This is a genomic window from Citrobacter sp. RHBSTW-01044 (genome assembly GCF_013781945.1).
In the GTDB taxonomy this organism is placed as follows: domain Bacteria; phylum Pseudomonadota; class Gammaproteobacteria; order Enterobacterales; family Enterobacteriaceae; genus Citrobacter; species Citrobacter braakii.
The window spans coordinates 4,353,951-4,370,123 of the sequence record NZ_CP056180.1 but is presented as its reverse complement, the minus strand read 5'-3'; the positions used below and the strand labels follow the sequence as shown (position 1 = coordinate 4,370,123).

Annotated in this window: 17 protein-coding genes; 16 read left to right on the top strand and 1 reads right to left on the bottom strand. The window is 53.0% G+C overall.

Translation table 11 applies throughout. The annotated features are described in order from the left end of the window. The first annotated feature begins 140 nt into the window (after positions 1 to 140). The 5 genes from mpl to HV352_RS20900 all read left to right on the top strand — a co-directional run bounded on the left by mpl (position 141) and on the right by HV352_RS20900 (position 5,907). Positions 141 to 1,517: a UDP-N-acetylmuramate:L-alanyl-gamma-D-glutamyl-meso-diaminopimelate ligase gene (gene mpl / locus HV352_RS20920; protein ID WP_047414759.1), complete on the top strand. Its 1,377-nt coding sequence runs from the start codon at positions 141 to 143 to the stop codon at positions 1,515 to 1,517. A gap of 286 nt (positions 1,518 to 1,803) precedes the next feature. Beyond that, positions 1,804 to 2,556 (top strand): MurR/RpiR family transcriptional regulator, encoded by a 753-nt coding sequence (locus HV352_RS20915; protein ID WP_016151461.1) that lies wholly within the window; start codon positions 1,804 to 1,806, stop codon positions 2,554 to 2,556. Beyond that, positions 2,556 to 3,878: a 6-phospho-beta-glucosidase gene (locus tag HV352_RS20910; RefSeq protein ID WP_016155537.1), complete on the top strand. Its 1,323-nt coding sequence runs from the start codon at positions 2,556 to 2,558 to the stop codon at positions 3,876 to 3,878. Before HV352_RS20915 ends, HV352_RS20910 begins: the two co-directional genes overlap by 1 nt. A gap of 16 nt (positions 3,879 to 3,894) precedes the next feature. Further along, positions 3,895 to 4,584, top strand: coding sequence for a 6-phosphogluconolactonase (locus HV352_RS20905; protein ID WP_016151463.1), 690 nt, complete (start codon positions 3,895 to 3,897; stop codon positions 4,582 to 4,584). 6 nt (positions 4,585 to 4,590) lie between these two features. Beyond that, complete coding sequence (locus HV352_RS20900; RefSeq protein WP_049270638.1) at positions 4,591 to 5,907, top strand: PTS transporter subunit EIIC; 1,317 nt, start codon at positions 4,591 to 4,593, stop codon at positions 5,905 to 5,907. Between the two features lie 63 nt (positions 5,908 to 5,970). On the opposite strand, the gene yjgA is transcribed toward HV352_RS20900, so the two are convergent. Further along, a complete protein-coding gene (gene yjgA, locus HV352_RS20895; protein ID WP_016151465.1) occupies positions 5,971 to 6,522 on the bottom strand; it encodes a ribosome biogenesis factor YjgA in 552 nt (183 codons plus the stop codon). Between the two features lie 95 nt (positions 6,523 to 6,617). Between yjgA and pmbA the strand changes: the two genes are divergently transcribed. The 11 genes from pmbA (at position 6,618) to HV352_RS20840 (ending at position 16,139) form a co-directional block, all read left to right on the top strand. Beyond that, positions 6,618 to 7,970, top strand: coding sequence for a metalloprotease PmbA (gene pmbA, locus HV352_RS20890; protein WP_047358563.1), 1,353 nt, complete (start codon positions 6,618 to 6,620; stop codon positions 7,968 to 7,970). 47 nt (positions 7,971 to 8,017) lie between these two features. Further along, positions 8,018 to 8,404: a cytochrome b562 gene (gene cybC / locus HV352_RS20885; RefSeq protein ID WP_016155540.1), complete on the top strand. Its 387-nt coding sequence runs from the start codon at positions 8,018 to 8,020 to the stop codon at positions 8,402 to 8,404. Positions 8,405 to 8,734: 330 nt separating this feature from the next. Beyond that, complete coding sequence (locus tag HV352_RS20880) at positions 8,735 to 9,043, top strand: PRD domain-containing protein (protein ID WP_016151467.1); 309 nt, start codon at positions 8,735 to 8,737, stop codon at positions 9,041 to 9,043. 10 nt (positions 9,044 to 9,053) lie between these two features. Next, a complete protein-coding gene (locus HV352_RS20875; RefSeq protein ID WP_003830384.1) occupies positions 9,054 to 9,416 on the top strand; it encodes an SFCGS family glycine-rich protein in 363 nt (120 codons plus the stop codon). Between the two features lie 2 nt (positions 9,417 to 9,418). Next, positions 9,419 to 9,718 carry a DUF4312 family protein gene (locus HV352_RS20870; protein ID WP_016151468.1) on the top strand — a complete coding sequence of 100 codons (300 nt, stop codon included), beginning with the start codon at positions 9,419 to 9,421 and terminating at the stop codon, positions 9,716 to 9,718. A 22-nt stretch (positions 9,719 to 9,740) separates the two neighbouring features. Further along, entirely contained in the window at positions 9,741 to 10,517 is a 777-nt protein-coding gene (locus tag HV352_RS20865) for a DUF4311 domain-containing protein (RefSeq protein WP_005134210.1), read from the top strand. 11 nt (positions 10,518 to 10,528) lie between these two features. Then, positions 10,529 to 11,173: a DUF4310 family protein gene (locus HV352_RS20860; RefSeq protein ID WP_003830379.1), complete on the top strand. Its 645-nt coding sequence runs from the start codon at positions 10,529 to 10,531 to the stop codon at positions 11,171 to 11,173. Between the two features lie 58 nt (positions 11,174 to 11,231). Next, on the top strand, positions 11,232 to 12,365 hold the full coding sequence (locus HV352_RS20855) for an amidohydrolase/deacetylase family metallohydrolase (RefSeq protein ID WP_047358560.1): 1,134 nt from the start codon (positions 11,232 to 11,234) through the stop codon (positions 12,363 to 12,365). After that, entirely contained in the window at positions 12,349 to 13,467 is a 1,119-nt protein-coding gene (locus tag HV352_RS20850) for a DgaE family pyridoxal phosphate-dependent ammonia lyase (RefSeq protein ID WP_049283024.1), read from the top strand. The genes HV352_RS20855 and HV352_RS20850 overlap by 17 nt, the downstream gene beginning before the upstream one ends. Continuing rightward, a complete protein-coding gene (locus HV352_RS20845; RefSeq protein WP_137367040.1) occupies positions 13,464 to 14,204 on the top strand; it encodes a KDGP aldolase family protein in 741 nt (246 codons plus the stop codon). Before HV352_RS20850 ends, HV352_RS20845 begins: the two co-directional genes overlap by 4 nt. A gap of 21 nt (positions 14,205 to 14,225) precedes the next feature. Beyond that, positions 14,226 to 16,139 carry a PRD domain-containing protein gene (locus tag HV352_RS20840; protein WP_181635066.1) on the top strand — a complete coding sequence of 638 codons (1,914 nt, stop codon included), beginning with the start codon at positions 14,226 to 14,228 and terminating at the stop codon, positions 16,137 to 16,139. Positions 16,140 to 16,173 lie beyond the last annotated feature (34 nt).

Sequence of the window (16,173 nt, the reverse complement as noted above, 5' to 3'; positions counted from 1 at the left end):
CCGCAACAATATTAACAAATATTTCCATTGCCGCGCTTAGGTGAATCGCGCCAGCAAACTACGGAATATCCTGAAATGCGTTTCTCACTTGCCGGACATGTGCGTAAAATGGCCCCCAGATTAAAAAAGGATAGTGACGTATGCGCATTCATATTTTGGGAATTTGTGGCACTTTCATGGGCGGTCTGGCGATGCTGGCGCGCTCACTCGGTCATGAAGTAACCGGTTCGGACGCCAATGTGTATCCGCCGATGAGTACCTTACTTGAGAAGCAAGGCATTGATCTGATTCAGGGTTACGATGCCAGCCAGCTCGATCCGCAGCCGGACCTGGTGATCATTGGCAATGCCATGACCCGGGGTAATCCGTGTGTGGAAGCAGTGCTGGAAAAGAACATTCCGTACATGTCCGGCCCTCAGTGGCTGCATGACTTTGTACTGCGCGATCGTTGGGTACTGGCGGTTGCGGGGACGCACGGCAAAACCACCACCGCCGGAATGGCGACCTGGATCCTCGAAGCCTGCGGCTATAAGCCTGGCTTTGTGATCGGCGGCGTACCGGGTAACTTTGAGGTTTCCGCGCGCCTGGGTGAGAGCGACTTCTTCGTTATTGAAGCGGATGAGTACGATTGCGCCTTCTTCGATAAGCGTTCTAAATTCGTACATTACTGCCCGCGTACGCTGATCCTCAACAACCTTGAGTTCGATCACGCTGATATCTTTGACGATCTGAAAGCGATCCAGAAACAGTTCCACCACCTGGTGCGTATCGTGCCGGGCCAGGGACGCATTATCTACCCGGAAAACGACATCAATCTGAAACAGACGATGGCGATGGGCTGCTGGAGCGAACAAGAGCTGGTTGGTGAACAAGGTCACTGGCAGGCGAAAAAGCTGACCACTGATGCATCCGAATGGGAAGTGTGGCTGGACGGTGAAAATGTTGGCGTGGTGAAGTGGGGCCTGGTAGGCGAGCACAACATGCACAACGGTCTGATGGCGATTGCTGCCGCGCGCCATGTTGGCGTCGTGCCTGCGGATGCAGCCAATGCGCTGGGCTCGTTCATCAACGCTCGTCGTCGTCTTGAGCTGCGCGGCGAAGCCAATGGCGTGACGGTGTATGACGATTTCGCCCATCACCCAACGGCCATTCTGGCAACGCTTGCGGCGCTGCGCGGTAAAGTGGGTGGCACGGCGCGCATCATCGCGGTGCTGGAACCACGCTCGAACACCATGAAAATGGGCCTGTGCAAAGATGACCTGGCGCCGTCGTTAGGACGTGCGGACGAAGTGTTCCTGCTGCAACCCCCGCATATTCCGTGGCAGGTAGCAGAAGTCGCTGAAGCCTGCATTCAGCCTGCGCACTGGAGCGGCGATGTGGATGCACTGGCAGATATGGTGGTGAAAACTGCACAGCCTGGCGATCACATCCTGGTGATGAGTAACGGCGGGTTTGGTGGCATCCATCAAAAACTGCTGGATGGCCTGGCGAAGAAAGCCCAGGCAGAAGAAGAGTAAAAAATGCCCGGTGGCGCTACGCTTACCGGGCCTACGCTCCGTTGTGGGCCGGATAAGGTGTTTACACCGTTATCCGGCACTTTCTCAGGAGCACGATCTCCGTTGCCATCCGGCCTTCTGGTTACGCCATACTTCTCAACGGAATGGGAAGCCTCCATATGGAAATTTATAACTCAGATCGCAGAAATTAATTTCTAAATCATAAAATCTATTTCCGCTTTTCCCTTGCTAATATCCCCTCGAGAGCCAATGTGGCGTAAGTGCCACATAATAAAAGGTGCGCTCCATGCGAAAAAATTTAACCAATAATGAACTGCGAGTTTATAAATTCTGTCAGGAGAACCCTGCTGATGTTTATAAAATGAAAATTCATGAACTGGCAGATCGCGTTTATACTACCGCGCCATCTATTTCTAAGTTGGTAAAGAAATTAGGCTTTAATAATTTCCAGGAGTTTAAGGTCAACATTCGGGACGTATTCTCCAGATCGCAAAACTCGCAGCACCATAACGCGTTTGTTAGCGAATATATACAAGAAATGCAGGATGCTTTAACCAGAGTGTCTGAGAATAAAGTCAAAGTCTTTTGTGATTTTTTGTCCGACTGCAATACGATTATCACCTGGGGATACGGTACATCAGATAGCGTGGCGAACTATGTTAGCTATAATTTGATGGTGCTGGGCTTTAATATCCTCAATGAAACCGACTACACCAACTGTAATGTCCGCAGCCGCTTTCTGACCGCTAACGATTGTATGCTGATTGTTTCCAACAGCGGTGAGTCAGAAATGCTGGAAGAGATAATTTTTAATGCCAGAAAAAACGGCATCAAGGTGGCCGCGATTACCAGCCGGGAAAACTCTACGCTGGCGCTTAAGGCCGATGCGGTCTTGATCTACAAAAACGCCATTATTAAAGATACTGCTTTCGAAAATATAAGCTATCCGATCCAGATAGCCATCGTAGATATTATGCTTTTCCATTTATCCAATGTCAGAAAAGTGTCGTTGAAATTTAATTCAAAAGTAGAAGACTAATGAAAAAACTAAAACTCGTGGTGATTGGTGCGGGTAGCAGCTATACGCCAGAACTGATTGAAGGGGTAATTAAAAACTACCACCAGCTTCCCATCTCTCACATCGCTTTTGTCGACGTTGAAATGGGTAAAGAGAAAATGAACATCATTTTCGATCTCACCAAAAGAATGCTTGCCAAAGCAAATTTACCAATTGATGTCATCCAAACTTTTGACCGCAAAACAGCGCTGCTGGGTGCCGACTTCGTGGTGACTCAACTGCGCGTCGGTGGTATCGATGCCCGAATCGTTGATGAAAAACTGCCGAAGTCATACGGTTTTATTGGCCAGGAAACCAACGGTGCGGGCGGGATGTTCAAAGCTCTGCGCACCATTCCGGTCATCATTGAAATAGCGAATGAAATGAAGGCGATTTGTCCAAACGCCTGGCTGATTAACTTCACCAATCCAGCTTCCATGGTGACAGAAGCGGTACTCAAATACAGCCACAACAATCGGGTCATCGGCCTGTGCAATGGTCCTGTCAATATGACCCATCAGGTGGCCGGGCTGCTGAATGCTAACGTAGAGGATTTATACGTCGAGTTCAAAGGCTCTAATCATATGAACTTTATTACCAAAATTCTGCATAACGGCGTCGACCGTACCCGCGAAACCATCGAGATAATCAACGCCGCCGACGTCGATGCACTGAGCTTTAAAAACATCAGCAATGAGCAGTTTAATAAAGAGCTGCTGGCCGCCACCAATCTGATCCCCTCTTCCTATTTAAAATACTACCTCAAGACGACTGAAATGCTGGCCGAGCAGGAAGCAGCCGAGCAATCACGGGGTGAGATCGTCAAAAATATCGAAGCCGAACTGTTTAAAAAATACAGCGACGTTACGCTTCAGGATAAGCCTAAAGAGCTGGAAGCCCGCGGCGGTGCGCTTTATTCCACCGCCGCGCTGAACGTTATTCGCGCTATTTACCTCGACGATAAGAGCATTCAAACCGTCAACGTTCGTAACGGTGGTGCTATCACTAATTTACCGGAAGAGGCGGTAGTTGAAGTGAACTGTGTGCTTACCCGTAATGGTCCGATTCCAATTTGTACTGGCGAGATCCCATCTCCTGCGAAAGGGATTGTTTCCATGATGAAAGACTATGAATCGCAGATCGTTAAAGCCGCCGCCACCGGCGATTATCAAGCGCTTATTTCTGGCTTTATTTTCAACCCATTATGCTCAAGCGATACTTCGGGCGTGGCGTTAGTCAAAGAGATGCTGCTGGCCAATAAAAAGTATCTTCCTTTATTCGCCAAAAAGATTGAATCACTTTAATAGCGAGAAGAAACGGATGAAATGTACAACGTTTGATACCAATGCCGCGCTGGCTGAACAGGTCGTTAGTGAGCTATCCGCGCTCAAACCACATTCTCGCGTGCTGATCCCCTCCGGTAGCACGCCTCACTGGATTTACGAAGCACTGGCAGCGACACCGTTTGCCGAACGCCTTACCTTCTTTGCGCTGGATGAGTGGGTCAACGTGCCCAGCGAATCAGATGGCAGTTGCCTAAACATGATTAATCAGGACTTTGTGCACAAATGTGCCTATCCGGTGCGGTTAGTCCATTTCAATCCGTTTGCCTCTACGGCACAAAATATTGCCCATTACCAAACCGCGCTCAACGGTGAAGAGTTTGACTATGTAATTCTGGGCGTGGGAATGAACGGGCATATCGGCTTAAACGAGCCGGGCGTGCCGTTTGATGAGGATTATCTACAAACTGAACTGGATGACGTAACAATTAACGTCGCCAGCCATAAATACTTCTCCGGAGATGTCACCCTCACCGAGGGTATTACCGTCGGGCTGAATAAAATCATCAAGGCTGGAAAAGTGATTGTCATCATCAACCACGATACGAAAAAAGATATTTATCAGGAGATTGTTAACGGCGATGCGCACCACACTCAGGTTCCTGCCATCTATATCAAGCAGTTCCCGCAGGTTAATTATTACGTGACAAAAAACCTTATAGGGTAAGCGGGCATGAGTATAACCTCTCTACTCGAACAAAAGATGTTGCCACTGGCCGAGAAAATCTCGTCAAACATCTACCTGACCGCACTAAAAAATGCGTTTATTGCCCTGATTCCCTTTTTGATTGTCGGTTCATTTTTCGTATTGTTAACCAACTTTCCTGTTAACGGCTATCACGAGTTTATGAGTTCGCTGTTAGGGGAAGGCGTGCTGGATAAGCTCAATTACGGGATTAACGCCAGCTACGGATTAATGACGCTGCTGGTGATTATCACCTTCTCAAAGGAGTTAGTTGAAAAGCTTAATCTCAGCCAAAGTTCCGCTATTTTACCGGTGGCGATCTTCTTCTTAATGTCGCCTGGTCATATTACGACAGGATCGGGAGAAATCGTCGTCGATGCTTACGCGCTGATCGACTTTAGCTCTGAATCGATGTTCTTAGGGATTATCGTCACTGTGGTCACCATCAAGGTGGTTCAGTTTCTGGAAAACAGGGCTTTTACCATCAAGATGCCTGCGAGTGTCCCGCCAGAGATTGCCAGGTCGTTTAAATCGCTGGTACCTATCTTCTTAGTGCTACTGTTCTGGATTATCGTCAAGGTGCTGTTTGAGAACACGCCTTTTGGTACGCCGGGGAAATTTATCAGCGTCATGCTGCAACAGCCGTTGCTGTATCTGGGGAATTCCCTCTTATCGCAACTGATTGCTGAGATGATGATCAGTTTCTTCTGGTTCTTTGGGATCCATGGCGACTCTATCATGACATCCGTAATGGGGCCTATCTGGCAAACGCTCAGTGCGCAGAACCTGGCGCAAACTCAGGCCGGGCTGGTAGCGACCAACATCATTACTCAGCAGTTCAGGGATGTCTATTTGATTGCCGGCGGTACGGGTTTTACCGGGGCACTGTTGATTAGCATCTTTATGGTTGCCAAAAGTACGCGATTAAAGCAGCTCTCACGGCTGGCGGCACCGGCGGCAATTTTTAACATTAATGAGCCGGTTATTTTTGGTTTGCCAATCGTGCTTAATCCGCTGATGCTTATCCCGTTTATCATTACCCCAATGGTGCTGTGTACGGTTACTTATGTGGTTATCGCATTCGGCTGGGTTCCCCCCACCTCTGGTATCTCCATTCCCTGGACAACGCCGATCTTTATTTCTGGTTTCCTCACCACCGGGATTTCAGGCATTGTTTTACAGGCTGTGAATCTGGTTATCGCCACCGCGATTTATACACCGTTCGTGAAGATTTTAGATAAGCAGTATCTGCATGAAGAGAGTCAGTCAGAGAACGCTATGGGCGAAATGCAGCCCCAGCAGTAAGAGCACAGAATCCTGGCCGGATGAAGTATTTACATCATCCGGCACTTTCTGCAGACGAAGAGGTTAGATTTCGTTTTCCGCCAGTTCACGCAGATACTGGAAAATCTGACGTGCTGATTTTGGCGGCTTGTTGCCTTCTTGCTCTTTCTTCGCATTGCGAACCAGAGAACGAAGCTGCTGGCGATCGGCGTTTGGCCACAGGTTCAGCACTTCCGCTACCGCATCATCACCTTCGGCGATCAGGCGATCGCGCAGTTGCTCAAGCTTGTGAAACAGTACAACCTGTTGGTTGTGACGGTTTTTCAGCTTGTCCAGCGCCTGACGGATAGGATCAACATCGCGCTGGCGCAACATTTTGCCAATCAGCTGCAGCTGGCGGCGGCGACCTTCCATCTTAATACGCTGGGCCAACTCAATCGCGGCACGTAAATCCGCGTCGAGCGGGATTTTATCCAGCGCGTTTTTCCCCAGTTTCACCAGTTCCACACCCAGGTGTTTTAACTCCTCGGCGTCACGTTTTATTTCACTTTTACTAACCCAGATAATTTCATCGTCTTCGTCTTCGATGTCATCACCGGGAACGTCGTCGAGCCAGTCTTCGGGCTGCTTAGTCATGTCAGGCTCCTTAAAAAAAGAGGCTAATGTTACCAGTTAAGATGCGCACTGAAAAACGGTTCTCTGTTAGACTTCAGAGAAACTCTCTCTACATTATGGCATTTGCGATGAAAGTAATCTCACAAGTTGAAGCGCAGCGTAAGATTCTGGAAGAAGCGGTCTCGACGGCACTGGAATTAGCGTCAGGTAAGTCGGATGGCGCGGAAGTCGCTGTGAGCAAGACCACGGGTATTAGCGTCAGCACCCGTTATGGTGAAGTGGAGAACGTAGAATTCAATAGCGATGGCGCGCTGGGGATTACGGTTTATCACCAAAACCGTAAGGGCAGCGCATCGTCCACCGATTTAAGCCCGCAGGCGATTGCACGTACCGTGCAGGCCGCGCTGGATATTGCACGTTACACCTCACCGGACCCGTGCGCGGGCGTGGCAGATAAAGAACTGCTGGCCTTTGATGCGCCCGATTTGGATCTGTTCCACCCGGCGGAAGTTTCCCCTGACGAAGCTATCGAACTGGCAGCCCGCGCTGAACAGGCGGCGCTACAGGCCGATAAGCGTATCACCAATACCGAAGGCGGCAGTTTTAACAGCCACTACGGCATCAAAGTGTTTGGTAACAGTCACGGGATGCTGCAGGGCTACTGCTCCACGCGTCATTCTCTTTCCAGCTGCGTCATCGCGGAAGAAAATGGCGATATGGAGCGTGATTACGCCTACACCATTGGCCGGGCGATGGGCGATCTGCAAACGCCGGAATGGGTGGGGGCAGACTGTGCTCGCCGCACCTTATCTCGCCTCTCTCCGCGTAAACTTTCCACCATGAAAGCGCCGGTGATTTTTGCCAACGAAGTGGCGACTGGGCTGTTCGGACATCTGGTCGGCGCGATTGCCGGTGGTTCGGTGTACCGTAAATCCACCTTCCTGCTCGACTCGCTGGGCAAACAAATTCTGCCGGAATGGCTGACTATTGAAGAACATCCGCACCTGCTGAAAGGGCTGGCGTCGTCGCCGTTCGACAGCGAAGGCGTACGGACCGAACGCCGTGACATTGTTAAAGACGGCGTGCTGACCCAATGGCTGCTGACCAACTATTCCGCACGTAAGCTGGGACTGAAGAGCACCGGTCATGCGGGCGGGATCCACAACTGGCGAATTCCGGGACAGGGTCTAAGCTTCGAGCAGTTGCTCAAAGAGATGGGCACAGGTCTTGTGGTTACCGAGCTGATGGGGCAGGGCGTTAGCGGCATTACCGGCGATTACTCGCGCGGCGCGGCGGGTTTTTGGGTCGAAAACGGCGAAATTCAGTATCCGGTGAGTGAAATTACCATCGCCGGTAACTTAAAAGAGATGTGGCGCAATATTGTGACCGTAGGCAACGATATTGAAACGCGCAGTAATATTCAGTGTGGTTCGGTATTGTTACCGGAGATGAAAATCGCCGGGCAATGATACTCGTTAAGGCGTTAATTTTTTAATAATAAAAAAGGAAGTGAGCAATGCGTAAACACCTGTTAGCGATCGTCGCGGCTTCAACGCTGGTTCTTGGTTCTTCTGCGTTTGCAGCCGATCTCGAAGATGACATGGGGATCCTCAACGACAACCTGAAGATCGTCGAAAAAACGGACAATGCGACTGAACTAAAAGACGCGTTGACCAAAATGCGTGCAGCCGCGCTGGATGCTCAAAAGGGAACTCCACCGAAGCTGGAGAGCAAATCCCCGGACAGTGCGGAGATGAAAGATTTCCGCCACGGCTTTGACACGCTGATCGGTCAGATTGACGGCGCGCTTAAACTGGCGAACGAAGGTAAAGTCAAAGAGGCGAAAGCCGTTGCGGAAGACCTGAAAAAAACGCGCAACGAAAACCACAAGAAGTTCCGCTAATCTACTCTATCCGGCCTGCATAACCGTAGGCCGGATAAGACGCTGCGCCCCTGCATCCCATAAGTAAACGCTATCCCCATCACATTTTTTCATTTTTATCGTCCATTCATTGTTCGCATTTCCTTCCATTTTGCTGCTCACTCTTGCGATCTCAATCACATTCTTCCAGTGATTAATCGTGGTCCCGGCCCTTTTTGCGGCACAGATCACTATCGCTGCGCCCCTTTCCACTTCGAAGTGGAAAACAACTCGCTACAAACTTTTAACCCCCGCCGCTAAGTTAACCTCAGAGCCACTAGTGGGGTAAGACGAGTGAATAACGGAGCTGTAATGAATGACATGGGGGAATCGGTGGAACTGGCCGACCGCATGCTGGCGCAGGTGTATGCCTTGCTGCGTGAACGCCACATTATTCCCAACGCTGTACAGGAACAGATGCTGACGTCGCATGTTCGCGCCATGGCGCACCGCTCGGTAACGGGTGAACCCTTACCAGAAGTCGATGCCAGCTTGTTTGATGAAATTTCTGCCGAATCAATGGCGCTTGCCCGTGACGTGGTCGCTGAGTTTGGCAATCTTCCTGAGGAAGAGGCCTGGCTGCTGTCGGTGCACTTCGAAGTCGCGAAAGACAACCTTTAAGGAGCAAAAGATGGAACAGATTACCGTAGTGATTGGCGATCGTCTGGGTAAAGGCCAGAAAGTGGCGGCAGGCGTTGAGAAAGCGGGCGGTCGTGCGGTTGTGGTGCCGGGCGTTGCGGCAGATATGAAGCTGGGTGACGTGATGAAAGCGGAAAACGCCACCTTTGGTATCTCGTTTTGCGGCAGTGGCGGCGCGGGTGCGATTACCGCGCAGACCAAATACGGCTACAAGGCGAAATACGGCATGCGCTCGGTTGATGAAGGGGTCACGGCCATCAACGAAGGTTGCAACGTGCTGGGGTTCGGTTTTATGGACAAAGAAGAACTCGGCGAGCGCCTGGTACAGGCGTGGCAAAAGAAACACGGCGCTTAAGCATGAAAGAACAATTCACCACCACGGTGAGAGTCACTGGCAAGGGCGAGGCCAAAGCGCGCGCCTTTGCCGATGCCCTGAACCACGTTCAGGCTGCGGTGATGAAAGCGTCGCCGCATATCTTACTGCGTATTGAGCCACAGGATGTGCAGGTTGTTCAAGCGCGTGAATCGGTGCGCAAAGAGGCATTTTTATTCCTCTTTTTGCGCCGGGAAAGACGCACCTTCAGCGTGGAGCTGGACGTGACCGTCAACGTGACTGCCATCAATCTCGACAAGGTGGATTTCGTTACGCAACGCTGATTCTTTATTAAAAGGCATAATTATGTTCCTGATAATATTAATAAAATCGCTCATCATCGGCGGCCTGGTTGGCGTCGGTGTCGGCGCTGGGGCTGCACGCATGTTTCATGCGCCTACCACTCAAGGGATGGGCGCGTTTCGTACTCTGGGAGAACTGAATTCCTGCGAAGGGGATCCGGCTTCTCACTTCTCGTTCGGCCTGGGCTTCTTCTTTAACGCCTGGGCTTCCTCTGTTGCGGCGGGGGCGTTCACTCAGGACGTCGACCATCGCATCATCCCCAACTGGGGCGCTGCTGCGCTGATGGTTAAAAACCGCAACGTCGGTGAAACGCTGCACGATCCCAAGCGCATGGCGATTGCCTGCGGCGTTATCGGGATGATCGTCGTGACCTTCCTGAACCTTACGGCGTCATCCGTACCGGAAGCGTTGCAGGTGACTGCCGTCAAGGTGCTGGTGCCTGCGGCTAACCTGCTGGTCAACACCGTGATGCCGGTGATCTTCTGGCTGGCGGCGATCGATGCCGGTAAAAAATCAGGCTTCTGGGCCACCGTCTTTGGCGGCGCGGCGCAGCTGATTATGGGCAACGCCGTTCCGGGTCTGGTCCTTGGCATTCTGATCGGTAAAGGCGTGGAAGAGAGCGGCTGGAACCACGTCACTAAAGTGATGATGGTGGCTATCGTCGCGCTGTTTGTCCTGAGCGGCTTCTTCCGCGGCTTCGACATGAAGATGATCGAATCCTTCCATCTGACCGTGCCTAACTGGCTCGAACTGATCCACAACTCGCTCAGCGGCAAATAACGGAGGCCATCATGGAACAGAATAAAGGTTTTTGGTTCGCTGACTGGTCGTTCCCGATCTTCGTTGGCCTGCTCTCCTCTGGCGTATTTGCCGGAACGCACATGTACTACCTGTACGGTATTGGCGCATTTAACGAAGTCGCTTTTGTGGCGATGCTGAAGGCGGGAATGGACACCGGCTCCTACGGGGCGGTGGCGGCATTTGGTGCAAGCTTCCTGTTTGCCCGCATCATTGAAGGTTCGCTGGTGGGGATTCTGGATATTGGCGGGGCGATTCAGACCGGGGTCGGGTTAGGTGTTCCGGCGCTGCTGCTGGGCGCAGGCATTATCTTCCCGGTTGCCAACTTCGCAGCGTCGCTGGTCACCGGTCTGGTGATTGGTCTGGCGATTGGCTACATCATTATTCTGGCGCGTAAGTTCACCATCAATCAGAGCGACTCGACCTACGGTGCGGATGTCATGATGGGGGCCGGTAACGCCTCCGGTCGCTTCCTCGGACCATTGATTATCCTCAGCGCGATGACGGCTTCTATCCCTATCGGCATCGGTTCACTGGCGGGCGCGCTGCTGTTTTACCTGTGGCAGAAACCGATCACCGGCGGGGCGATCCTTGGGGCGATGATCCTCGGGTCCATCTTCCCGATTGCCATTAGCTAACTGTTGATTTGTAGGCCGGATGAGGCAGTTGCGCCGCCATCCGGCAAAGGAGAGAGCGATGTTTGATTTACTCCTGCGCCGTGCGCGCCTCGTTGACGATACGGTGAGCGATATTGCGCTCAAAGACGGCAAAATTGCGGCGTTGGGCGACGTTGATGGCCCGGCGCTGAAAACCATCGAACTGGGCGGCGAGTACTACGTCAGCGCAGGTTGGATTGATTCCCACGTTCACTGCTATCCGAAATCCCCGATTTATCACGACCAGCCGGACAGCGTCGGTATAGCTACCGGCGTTACCACGGTGGTGGATGCGGGTAGTACCGGGGCGGATGATATCGATGATTTTTATACCCTGACCCGGGAAGCGACCACCGAAGTGTATGCGCTGCTGAATATTTCCCGCGTTGGGCTTATCGCCCAGAACGAGCTGGCTAATATGGCCAACATTGACGCCGATGCGGTTCGACAGGCGGTGAAGCGCCATCCTGATTTTATCGTCGGCCTGAAGGCGCGCATGAGCAGCAGCGTGGTCGGTGAAAACGGCATTACGCCGCTGGAGCGCGCCAAAGCGATGCAAGCGCAGAACGGTGACCTGCCGCTGATGGTGCACATCGGCAACAATCCGCCGGATCTGGATGAGATCGCCGAACGCCTGACCGCGGGCGACATCATTACCCACTGCTACAACGGTAAGCCGAATCGCATTCTGACGCCGCAAGGCGAGCTGCGGGCGTCAGTGACGCGGGCGATTTCACGCGGCGTGCGTCTGGACGTTGGGCATGGCACTGCCAGCCTGAGCTTTGCGGTGGCAAAACGCGCTATTGGTCTGGGCATTTTGCCGCACACCATCAGCTCCGATATTTATTGTCGCAACCGTATCAGCGGCCCGGTGTATTCCCTGGCGAATGTGATGTCGAAATTTCTCGCCATTGGGATGTCGCTACCGCAGGTCATTGAGTGCGTTACTGCCAATGCCGCCGATGGTCTGCGCCTGAAACAGAAAGGGCGACTGCAGGTTGGTCTGGATGCCGATTTAACCCTCTTTACGCTTAAGCGCCAGCCAACCGTGCTGGTAGATGCAGAAAACGACAGCCTGCAGGCTGAACAACTGCTGGTGCCGCTTGCCGCAATACGTGCGGGCAAGGGCTATATGACCGAACAAGGGAGCGCGGAACATGCCTTCGATTTTTGAGAAATACAATTTAAAACAGGTGATTAACACCTCAGGCCGCATGACGGCGCTCGGCGTTTCTACGCCACGACCAGAAGTGGTTCAGGCCGCAATGGCGGGGATGAATCAATATTTTGAGATGAAAGACCTGGTCAATAAGACCGGTGACTACATTGCGAAATTGCTGGAGGTGGAAGGGGCAACCGTCGTCTCCTGCGCTTCGGCCGGAATCGCCCTGTCAGTGGCTGGAGTGCTGGTTAAGGACAGCGACTGGCTGCTGGAGAACCTGCACGTCGCGCCGATCGAGAACAACGAAATCGTGCTGCCCAGAGGCCACAACGTCAACTTTGGCGCTCCGGTTGGCACCATGGTGGCGCTCGGCGGCGGCAAGCTAGTGGAAGCGGGTTATGCCAACGAATGTTCCGCCACTCAGTTGGCGGCGGCCATTACGCCACGCACGGCGGCCATTCTGTATATCAAATCTCACCACTGCGTCCAGAAAAGCATGCTCAGCGTGGAACAGGCTGCGGTGGTGGCGCGTACGCATAATCTGCCGCTAATCGTGGATGCGGCAGCGGAAGAGGATTTGCAGTGCTACTACCGGGTTGGTGCGGATCTGGTGATTTATAGCGGTGCGAAAGCGATTGAAGGGCCAACCAGCGGCCTGGTGATTGGCAAAACCCAATACGTTGAGTGGGTGAAGCGCCAGACCGCGGGGATTGGCCGGGCGATGAAGGTGGGTAAAGAGGGGATTCTTGGCCTGACCTGCGCCATCGAACTGTATCTGAACGCGCAGAAAGAGAGCGGCGCGGAGATGGTCGAGAAAATGACGCCGTTCATTAATGCGTTAAACCAGCTTCACGGCGTAAGCGCCCGCGTGGTGTGGGACAGCGCAGGGCGCGACATCGCGCGCACGGAAATTAAGTTTGACGAAGCGGTAACCGGGATCGCCACAGGTGAACTGGTCGACGCGCTCAAGCAGGGAGAGTACGCGATTTACTTCCGTGGTTACAAAGCTAACGAAGGCATTATCGAAGCCGATGTGCGCAGCGTGGATCGCGCGCAACTGGAGATTGTGGCCCGTCGAATTGGTGAAGTGATTTCGCAGGAGAAAAAAGCATGAAACTGACCCCTAACTTTTATCGCGACCGCGTCTGCCTGAACGTGCTGGCGGGCTCCAAAGAAAATGCCCGGGATATTTACGCGGCGGCGGAAGGACACGTGCTGGTCGGTGTGTTGTCAAAAAATTACCCGGATGTCGCAAGCGCGGTTGCGGATATGCGTGAATACGCAGCGCTTATCGACAATGCCCTCTCCGTGGGGCTAGGGGCGGGCGATCCCAACCAGTCGGCGATAGTCAGTGAAATCTCCCGTCAGGTGCAGCCACAGCATGTTAATCAGGTCTTTACCGGCGTGGCGACCAGCCGCGCGCTGCTGGGTCAGAAGGAGACGGTGGTCAACGGTCTGGTCTCGCCAACCGGCACTCCGGGCAGGGTGAAAATCTCCACCGGTCCGCTGAGCAGCCAGACGCCGGACGGCATTGTGCCGGTAGAAACCGCGATTGCGTTGCTCAAAGACATGGGGGGGAGCTCGATTAAATACTTCCCAATGGGCGGCCTGAAGTGCCGTGAGGAGTACGTTGCAGTCGCCCAGGCCTGCGCCCGTCATGACTTCTGGCTGGAGCCAACTGGCGGTATCGATCTGGATAATTTCACTGAAATTTTGCAGATCGCCCTGGATGCCGGAGTGAGCAAAATCATTCCTCACATCTATAGTTCGATTATTGATAAGGTGAGTGGTAACACCCGACCGGACGACGTGCGCCAGCTGATGGCGATGACCCGGGCCTGCGTAGGCTAACTGACTGATGAGGAAACTGACGTGCGATTCCCCAACCAACGTTTAGCGCAGCTGTTTGGCATGCTGCAAAACGAAGCGCTTCCACAGGACGAGCTGGCGCAGCGGTTGTCGGTTTCCACACGCACCGTACGGGCGGATATCACTGCGCTAAACGCGCTGCTCACCCAGTACGGCGCGCAGTTTGTCCTCAGCCGGGGTAACGGTTATCAACTCAAAATTGACGACCCGGCACGTTATCATGCCCTGCAAACGCAGCGGCCAGACGCGTTGCTGCGCATCCCGCGCACCAGCCAGGAGCGGGTGCACTGGCTGGTGGTTCGTTTTCTGACGTCGGCCTTTTCGCTGAAGCTGGAGGATTTGGCTGATGAATGGTTTATCAGCCGCGCGACGCTGCAAAACGATATGGCTGAGGTGCGCGAGCATCTGCAACGTTATCATCTGACGCTGGAAACGCGCCCCCGTCACGGTATGAAGCTGTTTGGCAGCGAGATGGCGATCCGCGCCTGTTTGACCGATCTGCTATGGACGCTGGCACAGCAGGATCCACAGCACCCGCTAGTGACGCAAGAGGCACTAAATGCCGGGATCCCTGAACAGCTACAACCTGTTTTGCAGGATATTTTTGCCCGTTTTCACATTCGCCTGACCGATGAGGGTGAGCTGTTTTTGCGGTTGTACTGCGCGGTGGCGGTACGGCGGATTAGCGAAGGGTATCCCCTCCCGGAATTTGCCGCAGAAGAAGCCGAGCAATCAGTGTGCCTGGCCACGCGGGAAATCGCAGCGGTATTGCACCGACTGGCGGATAAACCGCTTACCGTTTCCGAAGAGAACTGGCTGCAGGTGCATATCGCCGCCCGCCAGGTACAAGAGATCGCCCCCAGCGCCATCAATGCGGATGATGACGAAGCGCTGGTCAATTACATCCTGCGTTTTATCAACAGCCAGTACAACTACAACCTGTTGAATGACAAACAGTTACATGCTGATCTGCTGACGCATATTAAGACGATGATCACCCGGGTGCGTTACCAGATAATGATCCCCAATCCGCTACTGGAAAATATTAAACAGCACTACCCGATGGCGTGGGACATGACGCTGGCCGCCGTCTCGGGATGGGGAAAATATACGCCGTACACCATCAGTGAAAATGAGATTGGCTTCCTTGTGCTGCATATTGGCGTCGGGCTGGAGCGTAGTTACAACATCGGTTACCAGAGGCAGCCGAAAGTTCTGCTGGTATGCGATGCTGGAAATGCGATGCTGCGGATGATTGAGGCGGTGCTGGCGCGTAAGTATCCGCAGATAGAAATCGTTGATACCGTGACGCTACGCGACTACGAACAGCGGGAAAGCATCAGCGAAGATTTCGTCATCTCTACCGCGCGGGTTGGTGAAAAAGATAAGCCTGTGGTGATGATTGCACCGTTCCCTACCGATTATCAACTGGAGCAAATTGGCAAACTGGTGCTGGTCGACAGAACCCGTCCGTGGATGTTGAACAAATTCTTCGATGCTGCCCATTTTCGTGTGATCGATGAGCCAATGGATCAACAAACGTTGTTCAACGTTTTATGTCGCCAGTTGCAGGATGAAGGCTTTGTCGATGCGGAGTTTCTTGATTCGGTGGTTGAACGTGAGGCCATCGTCAGCACCATGCTGGGTGACAGCATTGCCCTGCCGCACGCCCTCGGTCTGCTGGCAAAGAAAACGGTGGTCTACACCATCCTCGCCCCGCGGGGTATCGCCTGGGGGGATGAAACGGCGCATGTGATCTTCCTGCTCGCCATCAGCAAAAGCGAATACGAAGAAGCGATGGCGATCTACGATATTTTCGTCACCTTCCTGCGCGAGCGCGCGATGACGCGGCTCTGCGCGTGCCGGAATTTCAGCGAGTTCAAAACGGTTGCAATGGAGTGTGTGAGCCGTTTTTAACGACGCTGCAACTATCTTGCTGCGTCGTCTCCTG